This is a genomic window from Mesorhizobium sp. WSM4306, from assembly GCF_007003975.1.
Classification (GTDB): domain Bacteria; phylum Pseudomonadota; class Alphaproteobacteria; order Rhizobiales; family Rhizobiaceae; genus Mesorhizobium.
The window spans coordinates 76,589-95,341 of sequence record NZ_VFTC01000021.1 but is presented as its reverse complement, the minus strand read 5'-3'; the positions used below and the strand labels follow the sequence as shown (position 1 = coordinate 95,341).

The 18,753-nt window shown below is 63.9% G+C and carries 13 protein-coding genes; 10 read left to right on the top strand and 3 right to left on the bottom strand.

The window, feature by feature from the left end:
• Window position 1: 1 nt before the first annotated feature.
• Genes tssM (FJV77_RS22620) through FJV77_RS22590 form a run of 7 tightly spaced genes read left to right on the top strand, consistent with a single transcriptional unit; the run spans window position 2 to window position 8,038 of the window.
• Window positions 2–3,541 carry a type VI secretion system membrane subunit TssM gene (gene tssM, locus FJV77_RS22620; RefSeq protein WP_142868831.1) on the top strand — a complete coding sequence of 1,180 codons (3,540 nt, stop codon included), beginning with the start codon at window positions 2–4 and terminating at the stop codon, window positions 3,539–3,541.
• Entirely contained in the window at window positions 3,523–4,062 is a 540-nt protein-coding gene (gene tagF, locus FJV77_RS22615) for a type VI secretion system-associated protein TagF (protein ID WP_142868830.1), read from the top strand. The genes tssM (FJV77_RS22620) and tagF overlap by 19 nt, the downstream gene beginning before the upstream one ends.
• A gap of 3 nt (window positions 4,063–4,065) precedes the next feature.
• Entirely contained in the window at window positions 4,066–4,965 is a 900-nt protein-coding gene (locus tag FJV77_RS22610) for a DUF4150 domain-containing protein (RefSeq protein WP_142868829.1), read from the top strand.
• A 20-nt stretch (window positions 4,966–4,985) separates the two neighbouring features.
• Window positions 4,986–5,414 (top strand): hypothetical protein, encoded by a 429-nt coding sequence (locus FJV77_RS22605; RefSeq protein WP_142868828.1) that lies wholly within the window; start codon window positions 4,986–4,988, stop codon window positions 5,412–5,414.
• A complete protein-coding gene (locus tag FJV77_RS22600; protein ID WP_142868827.1) occupies window positions 5,415–5,906 on the top strand; it encodes a hypothetical protein in 492 nt (163 codons plus the stop codon). It begins immediately after the preceding gene.
• Window positions 5,907–5,909: 3 nt separating this feature from the next.
• Window positions 5,910–6,998, top strand: a complete 1,089-nt coding sequence (locus FJV77_RS22595) for a DUF2169 domain-containing protein (RefSeq protein ID WP_142868826.1) — start codon at window positions 5,910–5,912, stop codon at window positions 6,996–6,998.
• On the top strand, window positions 6,995–8,038 hold the full coding sequence (locus FJV77_RS22590) for a hypothetical protein (RefSeq protein WP_142868825.1): 1,044 nt from the start codon (window positions 6,995–6,997) through the stop codon (window positions 8,036–8,038). The genes FJV77_RS22595 and FJV77_RS22590 overlap by 4 nt, the downstream gene beginning before the upstream one ends.
• Before the next feature lie 3 nt (window positions 8,039–8,041).
• On the opposite strand, the gene FJV77_RS22585 is transcribed toward FJV77_RS22590, so the two are convergent.
• From FJV77_RS22585 to tssI, 3 genes are read right to left on the bottom strand one after another with little or no spacing between them, the layout of a single operon-like run.
• Window positions 8,042–9,211: a hypothetical protein gene (locus tag FJV77_RS22585; protein ID WP_142868824.1), complete on the bottom strand. Its 1,170-nt coding sequence runs from the start codon at window positions 9,209–9,211 to the stop codon at window positions 8,042–8,044.
• Between the two features lie 11 nt (window positions 9,212–9,222).
• Window positions 9,223–9,648, bottom strand: coding sequence for a DUF6484 domain-containing protein (locus FJV77_RS22580; RefSeq protein WP_142868823.1), 426 nt, complete (start codon window positions 9,646–9,648; stop codon window positions 9,223–9,225).
• 7 nt (window positions 9,649–9,655) lie between these two features.
• Complete coding sequence (gene tssI / locus FJV77_RS22575; protein WP_142868822.1) at window positions 9,656–11,989, bottom strand: type VI secretion system tip protein TssI/VgrG; 2,334 nt, start codon at window positions 11,987–11,989, stop codon at window positions 9,656–9,658.
• A gap of 271 nt (window positions 11,990–12,260) precedes the next feature.
• Between tssI and tagH the strand changes: the two genes are divergently transcribed.
• From tagH to tssM (FJV77_RS22560), 3 genes are all read left to right on the top strand, one after another.
• On the top strand, window positions 12,261–13,286 hold the full coding sequence (tagH, locus tag FJV77_RS22570; protein WP_142868821.1) for a type VI secretion system-associated FHA domain protein TagH: 1,026 nt from the start codon (window positions 12,261–12,263) through the stop codon (window positions 13,284–13,286).
• 236 nt (window positions 13,287–13,522) lie between these two features.
• On the top strand, window positions 13,523–15,082 hold the full coding sequence (gene tssL / locus FJV77_RS22565) for a type VI secretion system protein TssL, long form (RefSeq protein WP_142868820.1): 1,560 nt from the start codon (window positions 13,523–13,525) through the stop codon (window positions 15,080–15,082).
• Complete coding sequence (tssM, locus tag FJV77_RS22560) at window positions 15,079–18,597, top strand: type VI secretion system membrane subunit TssM (protein WP_142868819.1); 3,519 nt, start codon at window positions 15,079–15,081, stop codon at window positions 18,595–18,597. The genes tssL and tssM (FJV77_RS22560) overlap by 4 nt, the downstream gene beginning before the upstream one ends.
• Window positions 18,598–18,753: the final 156 nt, after the last annotated feature.

Below are 18,753 nucleotides of genomic sequence, written 5' to 3'. Positions count from 1 at the left end.
CATGTTCATCCTGCGCTTCCTCTGGGCGGTCCTGACATCGCGTTTCCTGTGGACGCTGATCGGGCTGGCGCTGCTGTCGCTGATCATCTGGGTGTTCGGCCCGATCGTGCGGGTCGGCGACTATGTGCCGATGGCGTCGGAAACGGTGCGCATCGTCATCATCGCGCTTCTGGTGATCTTCTGGCTGATCTGGCTGATCGTCGCGCAGCGCCGCGCGATCCGCGCCAACCGCATGTTCGTCGCCGAGATCGCAGCACCCGTCGAGGAAAGGCGGCTCAGCCCCGGCGAGGAGAACGTCGCCGCCGTCGGCGCCAAATTCCAGGACGTGATGGTCGAGCTGAAGCGGCGCAAGCTCGGCGGCCGCAAATTCCTGCGCGAGATGCCGTGGTATGTGATCGTCGGCCCGCCGGCGACCGGCAAGACGACGGCGCTGCGCCAGTCCGGGCTCAACTTTCCGATCGACCTGACCGACGATCTGCAAGGGATCGGCGGCACCCGCAACTGCGACTGGTTCTTCTCCGAAAACGCGGTGATGATCGACACTGCCGGCCGCTATGTCCAGCAGGAGAGCCAGCCCGATGTCGACGCCGCCGAATGGCTGGGCTTCCTCGACCTGTTGAAGAAGCATCGCGGCCGGCGAGCGCTGAACGGCGTCATCGTCGCACTTGGGATCGATGCGCTCTCCGAGGGCGACGAAGCCGTCAAGGCGCATGGCCGCAAGATCCGCAGGCGACTGGCCGAGCTCGAAGAGCGCTTGGAAATCCGCTTGCCAGTCTATCTCATGCTGACCAAGGCCGATCTGATAAGAGGCTTCGAGGCTTTCTTCGGCGGCCTGTCGACGCTGGCGCGCGAACAGGTGTGGGGGACGACCTTCCCTCTCGACGCGCGCGTCGACGCCAAGACCATCGCGGGCGAAATCACCACCCTGTCGCGAGAGCTCGAAAAACGGCTGGTGCCGCGGCTGGAAGATGAGGACAAGCTCGCCGAGCGGGCCGAGATCTTCCGCTTTCCCGCACAGCTGCAAAGCCTGTCCGAGCCGATCCAGGTGCTGGTCGAGGCGATGTTCGGCGAAAGCCGTTACGAGGAGGCGGCTTGGCTGCGCGGCCTCTATCTGACCTCGGCGACCCAGGAAGGCGCGCCGATCGACCGGCTGACCGCAGCACTCGCCTCTTCTTTCGGCCTGCCGGCGCGACGCTCGATGCCGACGCAGCGTTTTGAGAAGCGCAGCTTCTTCCTCAAGAACCTTCTGACCGAAGTGATCTTCAAGGAGGCCGGGCTCGGCACGTTCGATCCGCTGGCGCAGCGCCGCCGCAGCTGGATCTGGCGCGGTGCCGCCGCTGCCTGCGCGGCTGCCGCCATCCTGGCCGGTTCGCTGTTCACCTGGTCCTACTATGACAACCGCAATGCGATTGCCGCGCAGGCCGGCCAGTTCGAGGCATTGCAGGCGCCGCTGACGTCGGCGGCCGCGACGCCGGCCTCGGTGCAGCAGCCGGCGATGGACGTTGCCCTCAACGCCATGGACGAGGTCGCCAATGCCAGGACCGCGCCTCCCGACAAGGCGCAAGATCTGCTCGGGCCATCGGCTTCCGCCGAGCTAATGCGGGCGCAGACCGACACCTATGACCACGCTTTGCGCAACGTGCTCGAGCCGCGCATGGTGGCGCTGCTCGAAGCAACGATGTGGCGGCAGATCCGCGATCCGGATTTCATGCTTGGCGCGCTCAAGACCTACCGCATGATGACCGGCCTGTCGCAGATGGACTCCGATTTCGTTGAGAATTGGTGGGTGAACGACCTGCCCGAATTCGCGCCGGCCGCACCCTTCCCGACCGCCGATGCCGAAGAACACCAGCTGGCTGCGATCCGCCGCATGGCGGTCGACGACAGCTACATCGCACCCGACCAGGCGCTGGTCGCCGAAGCGTTGAAGACGGTGTGCACGATCTCGTTGCCGGCGCGCGCCTACAAGCAGCTGCTGGCCGATCCGGCGGTGGCCGGATTGAAGGAATGGATCCCCGCCAATTTCGCCGGCCCGAACGGCGCCAAGGTGTTTTCGCGACGCTCGGACAAGACGCTGCGCGTCGGCATATCGGGCGCCTTTACCTATGACGGTTTCCACGATGCGATACTCGACCGGGTCGAGGATGTCGCCGCCCAGGCGGCACTCGACCGCGCGGTGTTTGCCGGCGGCTGCTCGGAGAATTCCGAGACCTCGGTGTCGGCGCTGTCGGAAGACATTCTGAAGCTCTACTATGACGACTACATCGCGCAGTGGGACAGCTTCCTGCGCGACATGCGGCTGGCGCCGCTGAGCGACCTCAACATTGCCAGCGAGAATCTGAAGGACCTGTCCAGCGCCGATTCAGCGTTAAAGCGGCTGTTGACGGCGGTGGTCCAGGAGGTCGACCTTACCCGCTCCGACGAGGCGCCGGCGACCGACGACAAGGCGGCGGCGAAGGGCGGCTCCAAACTGCTGGGCAAACTCGGCAAGCTGGGCAAGATCGTCAAGACCGGCGCCAAGTTGTTGCCGCGCGCCGGCTCGGCGAGCGAGGTCGACCTGACCGGCACGCTGGTGGCCGAGCACTTCAAGCCGCTCAAGAGCACGATTGCCGAGGTCGATGGCCAGCCGCCGGCGCTTGACGCCGCAGTGGTGGCGCTGACGGCGCTGTCCAATGTGCTGCAGACGGTGACCGCCAATCCCGACCCGCAAGATGCGATCAAGAAACAGGGCGGGCTGGCCGAGCTGACCGGCGCCGTCGCCAGGCAGGCGCAGATCCTGCCCGACCCCGTCAACACCTGGCTGAGTGGCATCGCCGGCGACACCAGCGGGCTAACGCAGAAGGCCGTGGCCTCCGAGCTCAACGCAATATGGCGCGCCGACATCCTGCCCTTCTGCCAGGCCGCGCTCAACGACCGTTATCCGTTCAGCCCCGACAGCGCGGTCGACGTCAATGTGCGTGACTTCGCCCGCCTGTTTGGACCAGCGGGCATGATCGACAGCTTCATCAACGACCATCTGCTCGGCTATGTCGACACCTCGGCGCAGCCATGGAAATGGCGCGCCGATTTCGGCCTCGACCCGTCGGCGCTTGCCGCCTTCGAGCAGGCCCGGCGCATCCGCGACGATCTCTTCCCGGGTGGTCAGGGTCCGGTGATGGCGTTCACGCTGGAGCCGACGGACCTGTCGCCCAACGTCACCCGCGTCACCCTCAATCTCGACGGCCAGAACCTGGTCTATTTCAACAATGCGACGCGGCCGCAGCCGATGACCTGGCCCGGCAAGGACGGCACCGGTGTCATCTCGCTCGCCTTTCAGCCGATCGACGGCTCGCCCGAGATCATGCTCAACGAGACCGGAAGCTGGGCGTGGCTGAGGATGCTGCGCGGCGGCCGCTTCACCGGCACCTCGCTGTCCGACGTCTACAGCCTGCGGCTGGGAACGAAAGGCATGTACGCCGACTTCAAGCTCAAGGCGGCAAGCGTCGAAAATCCCTACAACCTCGAAATGTTCAAGAAATTCTCATGTCCGCCGCAGATCTGAACACCGGCTTTTTCGGCAAGATTCCGGCGACCGGAGATTTCGTCGCTGCCAATCTTCCGCGGACTTTCATCGACCGCTGGGACCGCTGGATGTCGATGGAATTGCGTGAGAGGCCAGACGAGGGCGAGCTCGATCCGCGTGTGTGGCGCTTCATCGTCCAGGCGGGCATTTTCGGCGACCAGCCCTGCGCCGGTGTGTGGCGCATGAGCGAGGATCGCGTCGGCCGACGTTACCCCTTCGCAATCGTGCGGTTAGGCCCGGTGCCCGACCCCGCCGATCCGTGGTTCGATGCACTGGTCAATCTCATCGACGGATGCGTCGAAAAGCACTGGCTTCCGGCGCGCCTGCTTGAGCGTCTTGCCGATGTGGCACAGCCAGTTGCAGGGGCCGTTCCGAGCGAAATCGTGTTCTGGTGCGAGGATTGGGAGGTCAACGAATTCAGGTTCGCCGATATTCACGATCTGGCGGCGAACGGGCTGCTGGCGATGCGAGCTCCACGACGCGAGACGGAGGCGCGCTAGGCCATGGGCAACAGCGTCTACGCGGAAGGCATGGGATTTTTCCACAAGGGAAGCGGCGGTCAAGGCGTTGCGCCCGGCGACGTTTGCCTGAGCCCACCGCCACCGCCAACCGGCCCGGTCCCTGTCCCCTACGTCAATATGCTTTCCGCCAGCGACCTCACCAAAGGCAGCAAGAGCGTCAAGATACAGGGCAATCCGACGGCGCTTGAGAATGCGTCCGAAGTCGCCACCAGTACGGGCGACGAAGCCGGCACCCAGGGTGGTGGCGTCATCACCCATAAGACCAAGGGCAAGGGTACGTTCAAACTCTGGTCGTTTGTCGTCAAGATCGAAGGCAAGGGCGTCGCGCGACATGGCGATACCATGGGCCAGAACGAGATGAGCGACCCGCCCAACTGCGTCGATGCTCAGGCAATCGTGGATTTCAACAAGGTGCTGGGAGACAAGGCCGGGGTGCCCTGTACAGTGCCCTACGATCAGGAAAAACACCGGGCGCCGCTGAATAAGCCGCACTATGACAAGACCATGGGTGGGCCTTGCTGGGAGTGCGCGAAACTTCCGAACAATCCCGGCGTCTGGGATACACTGATCTCGAAGGTGAATGGCGCGAACCAGTACTCCAACGGCACGTTGATTGTCGTCGACCGTAAGCGCGGCAGGGTGCACCAAGAATCGAAGATGGCTGAAGACGGCAGCGTGGAAAAAGAAGCTTTCACGCCGGATCACCAGCCTCCTCTGTCCGTCGCCTGGGCGATGGGCGGATGCCATATGGAAAAGTCGCCGGATGCGTTTCTCAAACACATGGGCGAAACGGATCGCGTTAAACCGCATTGTCGCAAGCATGCGCAAAGCCAAGGCAGCCAAGCTGACGCATATGCCCGGTCGAAATATCCCGGAGCATAGGACAGCCGAGAGGAGATGTGATGCGATCGTATGAGGAGATCCAGCAGGCTTACATCGATGAGCTCCGGCTTCTGCAACCGGAGTTGATGGAATGGTGGAAGAAGCTGGCAGGCATCGAAAAGCTGGGCGATCCGGTTCCGGCTGATGTTTCCAATCGGTGGCCGACCGGCTATTCGGGTCATCCGCGCGTCTTGGCAGTCTTTCGAAATTACTATCTCGAAATCGACGACCTGAACCACGACGCTCTTGAAGCCGCCGAACAGCCGCCTCCCGAAAAGCCGCCTGAGGAGCTTTGGGGAACCAACGACAATGGCGATCCGATCGGTTATCGTCGTCCGGTCGATCTGCTGATCCTGGACATCAAGACGAAAGCCCCCGACTTGCACAAGCTAGTCGCCGGCATCGTCTATGTCCCTGTCGGTCTCAATCAGTTCGAGGAGGCCGTCTAGATGGCTCTCCTCACCCTTCACGATACCCAGACCGGCATCAAGCGCCTGCTCACGGCGATGTTCGATGTGGGAGCGCACTCCAGCTGGTACACGGCGGACAAGCCGCATGCCGCCGCCGCTGCCGACTACCAGCAATTGTTCGACGCCTATTGCCAGCTCATTCAACAGGCATACAACGAAGCCGCTCCGTGGTGGGAGGGGACAGTCGAAGCCGAGCGCAACAAGGGCCTTTCGCAGGAAGACGCACTGGAAGCGGCCTTCAACAACCGGATGGCCGGCCCGGCATCCGACCCGCGTGTTGTGTGGATCGTTCGTGTGATCTGGCTGGAATGCGCCAACCGCAACGCGATGATGCCGGACACGGAGAAGATTCGGCCCGAGTACCTTCTGCTTCAATGGCTGGTCGACGCCGGCGAGACCGAGCTTGTCCGTTTGATCGCGTGCATGCCTTATTGGCCTGTCGGGCTCGACGAGCACGGCAAGTGGTGCTGAACGATGGCATTCGACGTTTGGCTCGAAAACCGCACTCCTTTCGCCGCCGCCACGCATGTGCAGCCAGACGCAGACGGGCAAGAGGTGCTCGTCGCCATGTTCTCGGCAAGTTTCGAAGCCCCGCAACAGAGCACCGGGCTGAAGCCGGCCGATGAGCAATTGCCGGTCACCTTCGGCGACGTGCCTTTCGGCGATCCGGCATTGTCTTCGAACCGCTACGAGGCCGACATCGTCGCGAAAAAGCCTGTAGCCGAAGTGATTGTCAACGGCACCGCTTATGCCCCGAACGGCAAGCCGGTCCGCGAAATGCAAGTCGGCCTTAGCATCGGCAATGTTCGCAAAGTGCTCAACGTCGCCGGCGACCGCATCTATGACAGCGGCAACTACAGCGCTCCGCATCCTTTCAGGACCATGCCCGTCGTCTATGAACGTGCCTTTGGCGGCACTGCGCCAGACGGGAAGATGGACCCGCGAAACCCAGTCGGTGTCGGGTTCCACCAAGCGCGTTCGGCCGATCCGGCGGTCAGGACGCAGGCGCCCAACATCACCTATCCGGGAGAGCCTTTCCTCAGTCCCTCCGACCGACCTAAGCCTGCCGGGTTTGGCGCGCTCGGTCGCAGTTGGCAGCCGCGCATCGGCTATGCCGGGACCTACGATCAAGCGTGGATCGATACACAGTGGCCGTTGCCGCCAAAGGATTTCGATCCGCGGTATCATCTGTGTACCCCTGCAGACCAGCAATTGGCGGAGTTCAGCGGTCGCGAACAGGTATCGTTGGTCGGCCTCACCCCGACCGGACGCTGGAATTTTCGATTGCCGTATGTCGTTGCGCCGTTGCGGCTGGTTTACCAGGATCGCATCGAGGATCGTATGTTTCGCCCAGATACAGTGATTATCGAGCCCGATATCTGGCGCGTCACGCTCAAGGCGCGGCTTTCCTTCGTAACCAGGCGCAATTCACCAGCCCTGCGCGAGATCGTTTTCGGCCACGTTTCACCAGCCCTTCTGGTCGCAAGACGCAAACGCAAGGCCTATTTCAGTCAAACGGGCGGCGATGGCACGTTGCGGGACCGGCCCATGTGGCAGCCATGAAGCGACCGCTCTATATCGCCGGCGCGGGCGCGGTAACGGCTGCCGGGCTCAACGCGCCACAAACCATCGCTGCGATCAGGGCCGGTCTTTCGGCCTTCGAGGAAAAAATCCTCGCCGAGCCCTTTGGCGCCGTCCAGATTGTCGCGCGCATTCCCACCCACTACCAATTGCGCCACAGTGACGGCGAATGGCTGATCAACATGGCGGCACGCGCCATCGGCGAAGCGTTGCGGACGGGAACGGTCGCTGCCGAAGCCACGGCGATCCTGCTCTCTCCGCCTGAGAGCTTCCGCAATCACCCAGCCTATCGCGACATCGCGCCACCTGACTTCCTCACCGCGGTGATCAAGGCGGTCGGCCAGAGCTTCCATTCCACATCGCGGTTGATCGACGGCGGCGCGGCAGCAAGCATCTCCATGCTGGACAGTGCGGTGGACGTGATTGAAAAGCATGGGGTCCAGCAGGTTCTGCTCGGCGGCGTTGACAGCCTCGTCAACGACACGGACTTCGGCCGCCTTGGCCAGGCCCGACGGCTCAAGTCGCAGGACAATGCGCAGGGTCTTGTTCCCGGCGAGGCGGCGGCTTTCGTCCGGCTGACCTACGAACCAGAGGGCAAGGCATCCGTCCACGCCGCCATTCAAGGCATCGGGATCGCCCAGGAAAAGGACAGCGTTCTGTCGGATCGCTACAGCCAGGGCCGTGCTCTGCTCGGCGCCCTTCGCGACGCCGTAGCCGGATCGGGTCCGTCCGAACCCGACATCGATTTCGTCGTCAGCAACAGCAACGGCGAGCGCTACAGCGGCTGGGAGCACCTGATCGCGCGGCCTCGCTTCTATCGTACCCGACGGGAAGTCCTGCCCATTGCCTATCCCGCCATGACGATCGGCGATGTCGGGGCGGCCAGCGGAGCGCTTGCGCTCATGCTAGCAGCCGACAGTTTTCTCAAAGACTATGCGCCCGGCCCGACCGCCATGTGTGAACTCGCCTCCGAAAACGGTCTGCGGGCGGCGGCTGTCGTGGCTCGCATGACCCGGCCCTGACCATCACATCCAGGCCGCAAAGCGGCGTGTGAAACGCCAGTCGGCCAGCGGCGTATCGGGTGCGGGGAACGCAGCGCGCAAAGCGTCGAGCCGCAATCGGCGCATTGACCGGAACGGACGGTGATTGCGCCCGCCGCGGCCTTCATCCCACCAGGTCTCGACGCGATCCGCCGCCGGCAACGAACTGTCGTCGAGATGGGCAAACCTCTCCCCAAGAACAGCAGGGTCGGAGACAAAGAGATCGGTGTCGCCAAAATCCACATCGAAGAGGTCGCGAAGCGCGGCACCCGCCGCGAATGCCAGTTCCGGATCACGCATCTTCTCGATCAGCCACGGCATCACCGCGCGATCGCCGAAGAGACCGATTGATGTGGTGGCCGCGACGCGCAGTACGGGCTGTTCAAGGCGCGATTGCAGCCAGGCCTTGCCGGCCTTCGGCGTCGTCGTCAGCAGACGCAGTTCAATCGCCGCCTCCGCCAGGTCTGTCTCCGTCAGCACGATCTTGTCGATCACGGGATGTGCAGATCGCGCCGCGCCTAGCAGGCAAGCGGCCAAGGCGGCCGCAAGACGCTCCTTCGCCGTACCATCGAGGCCGGCCAATACCGCCGGTAGCAGATCGCGCCTTCTCATCGCGCCGGCGAGCCTGATGGCGCGCCGGCGTACGACCGCCTCGGAATGGCTGGCCAGATCATGCAGGCGCTGCCCGGGGTCGATGCGATGATGCCAGAGCGCAGCCAGCCCAAGGCAGCGCTGCCGCGCGTCGCGCGTGTCCAGCCACTGCGCCACGAACGGCCGCAGGTTTTCGCGCGGCGTGCGCGCGATCGCGGCAGACAGGCTCGATATGCCGGCTTCACCCAGGCTTGCGGCGGCGTCGATTGCAGAGGACACCAACTTGGCGTCGCCCCAACGCAAAGCCAGCGCGCCAATTACAAAAAGCTCACCAGGCTCGGCGTAGTCGGCAAAGCGCGCCTGGGCTGCTTCCCACCCGGCTTTGCCGGCTGCCATGAGCCCTTCGAGATTGGCTTCGAGACGCTGGTCGATGCGGCCGATATCGGTCTCGTCGAGGATCGGACCGTCGATCTCCCGACGACGGCGCAGCCAAAGGAACGCCGCATCCTCGGCATGCTGGTCGACGATGGCCGCGATGGTCGCGATGGTCGCGATGGAGTGCATTCGCAACGGCCTCAGTTGAGATGCACGGCCCCGCCGCGAATACGGTTGGTGCCGCTGGCCTGGCTGGTCAACTGGGTGCCACGAATGATCACGCGGCCATTCTTCTCCAGAATGATCGATGCCAGGCCGCAGCGCAGTTCTATGCGCTCATCGCCAGTGATGACGACGCGCTCGCCGTCACGGACGACTTCAAGGTTCCGGTTGCGGGACGCTGGATCGACAATGCGACCGACCACCAGCGGTCGCATCGGGTCGCCCTCTTCGAAAAGCAAGGCCAGTTCGGAGCCGATCGCCGAACTGTCCAGCTCGGCCAAGCTGCGCGCCGCAATCGCGGTCTCGCGCGGGTTGCCGACAAAGACCACCAGCGGTGCCCCACCCTCGAAACCGATCAGCAGGCCGATCACGACGCCGTCGATACGCTCCAGCACTTCCATGATGACGCCCTCAATTGTTGTTGATCGTGCTGCCTTTCACAATCACCTCGCCGTCGGCCTTGATGTTGATCTTGCCGCTGCCCTTGATCGTGATGTCCTTGCCGTCGGCAACGATGGTGCCGTCCTTTTTCAGAGTGATCGAAGCATCGCCGCATTTGAGTGTGATCGAGTCCCCTGCTTCGATCATCAAGTTCTTGCCAACCTTGATCGAGCTGTCCTCTGCGACCTGGATTCCGCTGCCCTTGCCGACCTTTAGCGAGTGGGCGCCGCCGACATCGGTCGCGTCATCAGCGGCGATCTTTGCCGACCTGGCTTTGCCGATCTCCGACGACTGCGCACCGCCGATAGCGAAACTCTGGTCCGCGCCGACCTTCACGCTTTGGGCGGCGCCGATTGTCCAGCTGTCCGCCGCACCTATCGTGTGCGTCTGTCCGGCCCCGACCGTCATCGAGCGCGATGCGCCGATCTGATTCGTCTGGATGGCGCCAACGCTTCGGGTTTCTGCCGCCCCAACGCTGTCGACGCGCGCCGCGCCGACCGTGATCGTCTGGACGATCGCCACGGTCTGGGTGTGATTGGCGCCGATGGTCTCGGTGGAGTTGGAGCCGATATTGATCGTCTCATCTACCCCCACCGTCAGTGATCGGTTCTTGCCCACCGTCTCGGTATCGTTCGAGCCAATATCGGTGGTCTGGTCGACACCGACCTTGACCGTCTTGTTGTTGCCGACATCCTCGTCGAGGTTGTGGCCGACGGAGTGCTTGGCGTCGTGGTCGATGCGATCGGATTGGTCGTGCTGCACCGTCTTGTTGCGGTCGTGCTTGATCAGAAGGTGATGGTCCTTCTGCGCCTGGAAGTTGACAAGCTCCGAGCCGGCTTTGTCCTCGAACATCAGCTCGTTGTAGCCGCCACCGCCCTTCGACGAGTTGGACTTCCAACCCGACTGCGTGGCGTTGCCGGGCAGCCCGTAGGGCGGCATTTGCGAGGCGTTGTAGACCCGACCTGTGATGATCGGCAGGTCCGGATTGCCTTCGATGAAATCGACGATCACTTCTTGGCCAATGCGCGGGATCTGGATGAAGCCCCAGCCGCTGCCGGCCCAGGTCTGCGACACCCGCACGAAGCAGGAACTCTTCTGGTCCTTCTTGCCCAGGCGGTCCCAGTGGAACTGCACCTTCACCCTGGCGTACTTGTCGGTGAAGATCTCCTCGCCGGACGGACCGACGACCGTCGCCGTCTGCGGCCCGCGCATGATCGGCCGCGCCGTGATCCTTGGCGGCCGATAAGGCACTGAGGTCGGCGCCACGCCGAGCACGACCTTGAAATTCTCGCCATCGGTGTCGACGCCGGCGCGATAACCCGGATCGAACAACCGGTATTCAGCGCTGACGACCAGATATTCCTTGTTCTGGTCTTTGCGCGGAAAGCCGTCGAGCTTGAAGGTGCAGCCGGAGAACAGGCCGCGCACGGTACCGACAGCGGCAATGCGCATATGCGGCGCCTGGATTTCCTCGCGCCTGATCGCCGCCAGGCTGTCGCCGCGGCCGACTTCCAGATGCGCGCCGGGGTGGCGATAGTTCTCGCCTGCGGCCTGCTTGTGGCCGAAGGGCTGCGCCGACTTCGCCATCAGGTCGGCGGCGGGCTTCTCGAAGTCATAGTCGGTGTGGGCATAGGCGCCCGGGCGCACCGCACTGCCTGGAATCCATTCGGTGATGTATTCGACGTCGCGGCGCGAGCCCTGCCCTTCGAATTGATAGAGCACCGTCTCATAGCCCGTCGCCGGCTTCAGCTTGCTCATGGCGTCGGCCAGGATCAGCTTGTGCTCGCCTTCGGCGTGCTCGAAGAAGTACATGATGCCTTCGTGCTCGAGCAGCCGCTGGACGAAATCGAGGTCGCTCTCGTCGTATTGGACGCAATATTCGCGCGGCGGATAGGATCCCTGCAGCCGCTTTTCGAACTTGGCGATGCCGCCATATTTGGAGAAAATCTCCTCGACGATCTCGACGGCGGTCTTGTCCTGGAAAATGCGGCAGTCGGTGGCGTTGCCGAGGAACCACAGCCACGGCCTGACGACCGCCTCGTAGTAAGCCAACCGGTCTTCGATGCGGGTGAGGCGAAACTCGGCGATGAGGCCGCTGAACCAGCGCTTGGGATCGGACTCGCCTTCGATCGAAACGACGCCGCCCAGCATCTTCAGCGGATCGATATCCGCATTGGTGCTGACAAATCCCACGGTGTAGGCAAGACAGCGGCTGATCTCGTCGCGGCCGACGAGATGCGTGAAGGTCAACAGCTCGGCGCCGACCGGCGTCTGCACAAGTGCGGCGCGTTGTTCACTCGGCATGGGTCGTGCCCCTCCTGGACGCTAGTGTGGCAGGTTCGCAGCCCTTCTTGTGTTAACGACCTCACGTTCAGGGACATTTCGCACCTTGCCACCCCAGGCCGTGTTGAGCCTACCACATGTTCCGTGGCAGACCAAAGAGGACAAGCGGCAGGCAGGTCCTGTTTGCGCCGCTTTCGCCAGTGTGAAACGCCGCTCTCCCGCTGTGCCCGCAAGCTGCTAGACTGCGGCGCATCGGATCAATGGAACGCCAGCGGTCGACAGGCCATATTGCATGTTCATCAGTCTGCAGATCAGCAATGTCGATGTCCTGCCTGCCGGGCTGCCGCCCGGTTACGCATCGCGCGACCGCGGCTTCGAGATCGGGCGCGAGCACTGCGCCTGGACCTTGCCCGATCCGGACAAATTCATCTCCGGCCGGCACTGCGAAGTCCGCTATGAAGGCGGCGCTTTCTTTCTCTACGACGTCTCGCGCAACGGCACCTTCGTCAACGGCTCGAGCCAGCGCCTGACCGGCCCGCACCGGCTTGCGCAAGGCGACCGGCTCCGGATCGGGCGGTATATCGTCTCGGTATCGATCGATGACGCGAACGCAGCCTTCGGTGGCCATGGCTCGACGCAACGGCAGATGCCTGTCGCCGGATCCTTTCCGGACCATGTCGCAGCGCCACGGTCACCGACCGCGCCACCGGCTTCGGTCTCCAGCCGGCCACAGCAAGCCGACGAGATCCTGCGCGCGATTGCCGCCGGCGCCGGAATCCCGCCGGAAGCACTTCTGCTGCGCCAGCCGAATGAGGTGGCAGGCGAGATCGGCGCCGTATTGCGGATCGTCGTCGACGAACTGGTGCTGCTGTTGAAGGCGCGCGCCGCGGCGAAAGTCCTGGCCAAGACCAGCGATCGAACCATGATCAATGCCGCCGACAACAATCCGCTGAAGTTCGTGCCCGGGACGGACGAAATCCTCGACATCATGTTTGCCCGCCGCAGGGCCGGCTATCTCGACGCCAGGCACAGTATCGAAGACGCTTTCCATGACCTCAAGACGCATGAGTTCGCCACCTTCGCCGCCATGCAGGCGGCACTGGCGCGACTGCTCGACGATTTGTCGCCCGAGGCGATTGCCAAAAAACTGCCGCCGTCGTCCTTTGCGTCGAAGAAGACGCGCGCCTGGGACGCGCTGGTCGCGACCTGGCGAGCCAAGGAGGAGGCGCACGAAAACGGCCTCCTGGACATATTCCTCACCTATTTCAGCGAAGCCTATACCAAGGCCGCCAAACAGAAACCGCCAGGCAAGAGCTGACCTCGCCTGCCATCAAGCCGATCCGGCAACTGGCGACCAAAATTGCGCCGGGTTTCAATCGGAACCTTCTGAGACTACGATCACATACGACAATTGAGCACGCGGGTACGGTTGGTCGACCTCGGGGTCTGCGGCAAATGTCATGTCACGGCGAGATAGCGTCCTGCGGTCCGCGTTCGCGCGGGCGTAGCGCCGTGCGTCGTGCGGCCGTGCGCGCGTAGAGGCGGGGATCGGCGATGAGCTCGAAGGACGATCCTTTCGATCCGGCCGGCAAGACCGTCATCCGCCCAAGCCGCCCCAATCCCGGCCGCCCCAATCCCGACCGCCCCAATCCCGACCGCAAGCAAAAGACGGCTCTTGCCCGCGATGCGCGGGCGCCCGACAGCACCGTGATCGCCCCTGCCAGCATCCCGGAATCGACGGTTTTCGATCCCAATGCCGGCCGCCAGCCGCCGCAGGCCGACGTCACGGGGACCGTGATCTATCAAGGCGCGCCTTTCGCCGCAGCGCCCGCCGATCCGTCGTTTCATGGTTCGGCCGGGACGGCAGAGAAAACGCCGTGGGATGTGTTGCTCGGCGCCAGCGACGGCGTCGACTATGGAACGGCCAACCCGATCGTTGCTGCCGCGGCGCCCTTGCTGATGCTGCTTGGTCACCTGCGGCTGGTGGCCCTCGAAAGACAGGCTGAGCCGCTGGCGGAGCATGTCGCCGGCCTGATCGAGGAGTTCGACCGCAAGATCGCCAGGACCGATACCTCGGAAGAGGATGCGCGCATCGCCAGCTATGTGCTTTGCGAGACCGCCGACGATATCATCGCCAACCTGCCCGGCTCCGGCCGGGATGCGTGGGCGCAGCACTGCATGCTGCAGCGCTTCTTCCAGGTCAAACCCACCGGCGCCGGTTTCTTCCAGGCGCTGAACACAGTGTTGGCGACGCCGGAACCTCACCGCAATCTGATCGAGCTGATGCATGTATGCTTGTCGTTAGGCTTCGAAGGCCAGTATCGCGGTGAGGCACGCGAGGGCCTTGAGCGTGTCCGCCGCGACGTCTACGAGACGCTGGCCTATTTCCGCGTCCCCGATGACGACGACATCTCGCCGCGCTGGCAAGGCCTGTCGCTGACGTCAGCGCAAGGCTCCAGGCGAATCCCGCTCTGGGCCATTGCTGCCGCGACGGCGGCGGTTTTGACAGCAGCCTTTTTCACGCTGCGGGTGCTCATTACCAATGACGGCGAGGCCGTCGCCGGCGAATTGCTGGCGCTCAATCCGGCAACGCCGGTCACCATCGAGCGCACTGGCTTCGTGCCGCTGACCGAGGAGGTCAAGCCCGTCGCCGCGCCGGCGGCAATTGCGCAGATCGATCGCATCCGCGCCGCGCTGGGCAAGGAGATCGAAGCCGGCGGCGTCAGCGTCGGCAGCAAGGGCGATTTCATTGTCGTGGAAATCAGCAATTCCTTGCTGTTCCAGTCGGGACGGGCCGACGTCAAAGCCGATTTCGAGCCCGTCGCCATCCGCATCGCGGCAGCTCTCGACGCGGAGCGCGGGCCGGTCCGGATCGTCGGCCACACCGACAACGTCAAGCCGAAGAAGACCAGCGCGTTCAAGTCGAATTTCGACCTCTCCGTCGCCCGCGCGCAGTCGGTCGAAAAGATGATCGCGGCGCATTTCAGCGATCCGTCGCGGACAAAGGTCGAGGGCAAGGGCGAGGACGAGCCGATCGCCGACAATGCAACACCGGAGGGCCGCGCCAAAAACCGCCGTGTCGATGTGATGATCCAGCGGGAGGAGACACTGTGACCGGCTGGCTGCTGCGCATCTTCAGCACACTCGCGCTCGCCGGCTTTGCCGCCGCGGTCTGGTTCGCCGGACCGTTGATCCGCTTCGCCGGCGCCCGGCCGCTGGACCCGGTCTGGCTGCGCGCAGTGATTATCGGCTTTGCCGTTGGAACGGCGGTGGTCATTTATGCAGTCAGGTTCTGGCGAAGGCGCAAGGCGCAGAGAGCGCTGGAAGCCGCCATGGCCAGCGCAGAGGATGACGGCAGCGACGCAAAGCTGCTGGAAGCCCGCATGAACGAGGCGGTTGCGACGCTCAGGCAGTCGAGCGGCAAGCGCAATTTCCTCTATGACGTGCCCTGGTACATCGTCATCGGCCCGCCGGGCGCCGGCAAGACCACCGCACTGGTCAATTCCGGGCTGAACTTTCCGCTTGCCGGGTCGGGCCAGGCGCAGCCTGTGGCAGGCGTCGGCGGCACGCGCAATTGCGACTGGTGGTTCACCGACGAGGCGGTGCTGATCGACACGGCCGGACGCTACACCACGCAGGATTCGCATGCTGGGACAGACAGCAAAAGCTGGCTCGCCTTCCTGTCGCTGCTCAAGCGGCATCGGACGCGGCAGCCGATCAATGGCGTCATCCTGGCGATCAGCCTTGCCGACCTGATGGCGGACGGCGAGCAGGCCGCCCGTATCGCCGAGATTCGCAGTCGCCTGCAGGAAATCCACGCGGTCCTGAAGGTCCGCTTCCCGGTCTATGTGCTGTTCACCAAGGCAGACCTGGTCTCCGGATTCATGGAGACTTTCGGCGGTTTCGACGACGCACGCCGGCGCCAAGTGTGGGGCGCTACCTTCCAGACCGCCGAGCGCGGCCTGAACATGGTTGGCGAGGCGCCGGCCGAATTCGACGCGCTGGTGAAGCGCCTGAGCGAAGAGATGAGCGAGCGGCTGCAGGCGGAGACCGATCCCGTCGCTCGTATCGCCATTTTCGGCTTTGCAGCGCAGCTCGGCGCGCTGAAAGGCCGGATCGTGCATTTCCTCGACGGCGTCTTCGAGCCGACGCGCAAGCAGCTGAACGCGCCCTTGCGCGGTCTCTATTTTTCCTCCGGCACCCAGGAAGGCACACCGATCGACCAACTGCTCGGCAGCATCGGCCGTAGTTTCGGCAAGAATGTCCAGGCGCATCTTTCCGGCACCGGCAAAAGCTTCTTCCTGCACGATCTGTTGAGCCGCGTGATTTTCTCCGAGTCCGGCTGGGTGTCCTATGACAAGGCAGCCGACAGGCGGGCGACCATCGCCCGCTATGCCGGTCTGGCGGCGATTGCGGCCATAGCGATCGCCGGGCTTGGCGTTCTTGGCCTGAGCTTTACAACAAACAAATCTCTGGTTGCCGCCACCAGCCAGGCGGTCGGCCAATATCGCCAGACAGCCGCTCCGCTGCTGGCAAGCACGACGGTGTCGGATGCGGACCTCGAAACCGTCATCGGCGCGCTCGATGCGCTACGCAGCCTGCCGGCCGGCTATGACGCAAAAGACCAGCCGACGCCGGCCAAGGCGACCTTCGGCCTCAGCCAGCGTGAGCGTGTCCTGTCGGCATCCGAGACCGCCTACCGGCAAGGGCTGGAGCGGATGTTCCGCTCGCGCCTGCTGTTCCAGCTCGAACGCACGATCGAGGCCAGGATGGCCGATCCGATGGCGCTGTACGAGCCGTTGAAGATCTACCTGATGCTTGGCGGCAAGGCGCCGAAAGTCGATGACGAGCTGGTCGTCACCTGGCTTAAGCGGGACTGGGAAAAGAACCGCTACCCCGGCGCCCACAATCGCGATGGGCGGGCGCAATTGGAGAAGCATCTGCGCGCCATGCTGGCGCTCGATGACGACCAGGATCCCTCGTTCGAGCTCAACCGTTCGCTGGTCGAATCCGCCCAGCGCTCGCTCGGCCGCATGAGCCTCGCCGACCGGGCCACCGCGCTCATCCAGTCGGCCACCTATGCGGCGGCGCTGGACGATTTTTCGGTGTCGCAGCAGGCCGGCCCAGAAGCGCCGGTGCTGTTCGAGCGCAATGACGCCAACGACCTGGCCTCGCTTCGCGTCCCCGGTCTCTACACACATGCCGGCTTTGATTTCTATCTGGCGCAGCTCGCCAAGGTGGCGCAGGCGCTGGTCGACGATCAATGGGTGATCGGCAGCGGCGGAGAGCAAGGCGGCTTCGACCAGGAGTTGCTCAAGCTCGGCCCCGAGCTTCTCGATCGCTATGGCAAGGGTTTTGCGGCGGCGTGGAACGAGGTACTCGACAGGTTGAAGTTCAAGGCGATGGCCGCCGACAAACCGCAATATCTGGCGCTGTCCGCAGCCGGCTCGCCGAGTTCACCACTAATGCAGCTCTTCGAGGCGATCGCGCGCGAAACGGCTTTGACGCAGGAGCGCAATCCGGCCGCGTCTCAAGACAGCGACCAGGAAGCCGCCGCCCGCGCCAAGGGCCTCGCCCGCATCGGCATCGAGCTCGCGGCGCGCAAATCGCAAAGCCGGGCCGGGACTGCCTTTGTCAGCACGCAGAGCCAGGATCCGGGCGCCAACATCGAGGCCCAGTTCCGGTCCTTTCAGGCTTTGGTGGCCGGCGCACCCGGCCAGCGCCCGCTCGATGCCCTGACCCAGAATTTCCGCGAAATCTATCAAAGCGTGCGGCTGGCGGCCGATGTCCCCGCACAGACGGACCAGGCTAACGCCAATCTGCAGCTGCAGATCTCGACGCTGCGCGCCAATGCCTCGCGACTGCCGAAGGCGCTGGCCAGGATGGTCAGTACCGCAGCGGATGATTTCGAGGGCACTGTGGCCGAAACATCGACCACGCATCTCAACGAAATGCTGGAAGAGACGGTCGGCCGGCCGTGCGAAGAGGTGATTGCCGGGCGCTTTCCATTCGCCCCTGCCAGCACCGACGATGTCGCGATGGCTGATTTTGCCAGGCTGTTTTCTCCGGGCGGGGTGCTCGACCGGTTCTTCGCACAGAACCTGGCGTCGCTGGTCGACATGAGCGGCCAGGACTGGGACTGGAAACAGGACACCAAGTTCGGCCGCAATCTGGCGAAATCGACGCTGAAGAATTTCCAGCTTGCAGCACAAATCCGCGCCGCTTTCTTTCCGCTTGGCGGGCCGGTGCCGTCGATCAACATCACCTTCACGCCGCTGTCGCTGCATGGCGATGCCGACATGGCGCTGCTCAACATCGATGGCCAGGTGCTGCAGGCCACCCAGGCGGGCAACACGCCGGGCCTGATTCCGTGGCCGGGCAAGACCGGCGCGGCCAGTCTCAGCCTTACGCCGGAGCTGCCGGGGCGCGAGTCCGCAATCAAGTTCGACGGCCCCTGGGCCTTGAAACGATTACTGGACAAGGCTCAGGTTACCGCCAATGGCGACAGTCTCGAAGCGCGTTTCGTCATTGGCGGGCGCGATGTCGCCTACACGATCAAGACCGGGGAGGACGGCAACCCATTCACGCTGCCGGCGCTCTCGGCCTTCAGCTGTCCTAAGGCCTTCTGATGGGGAATTGCATGGCGGGATCGGCGATTGCGGGGCGAAGAGACAGCGGCTGCACCACACCGTCCGTCATCGGCGGCCTAGATTTCGATACTCTAATGGATGGGGCTGTGGCAGACTGGCCAGGCACGTCAGCCAAGGCGTTGCGGAGGGTAGGCA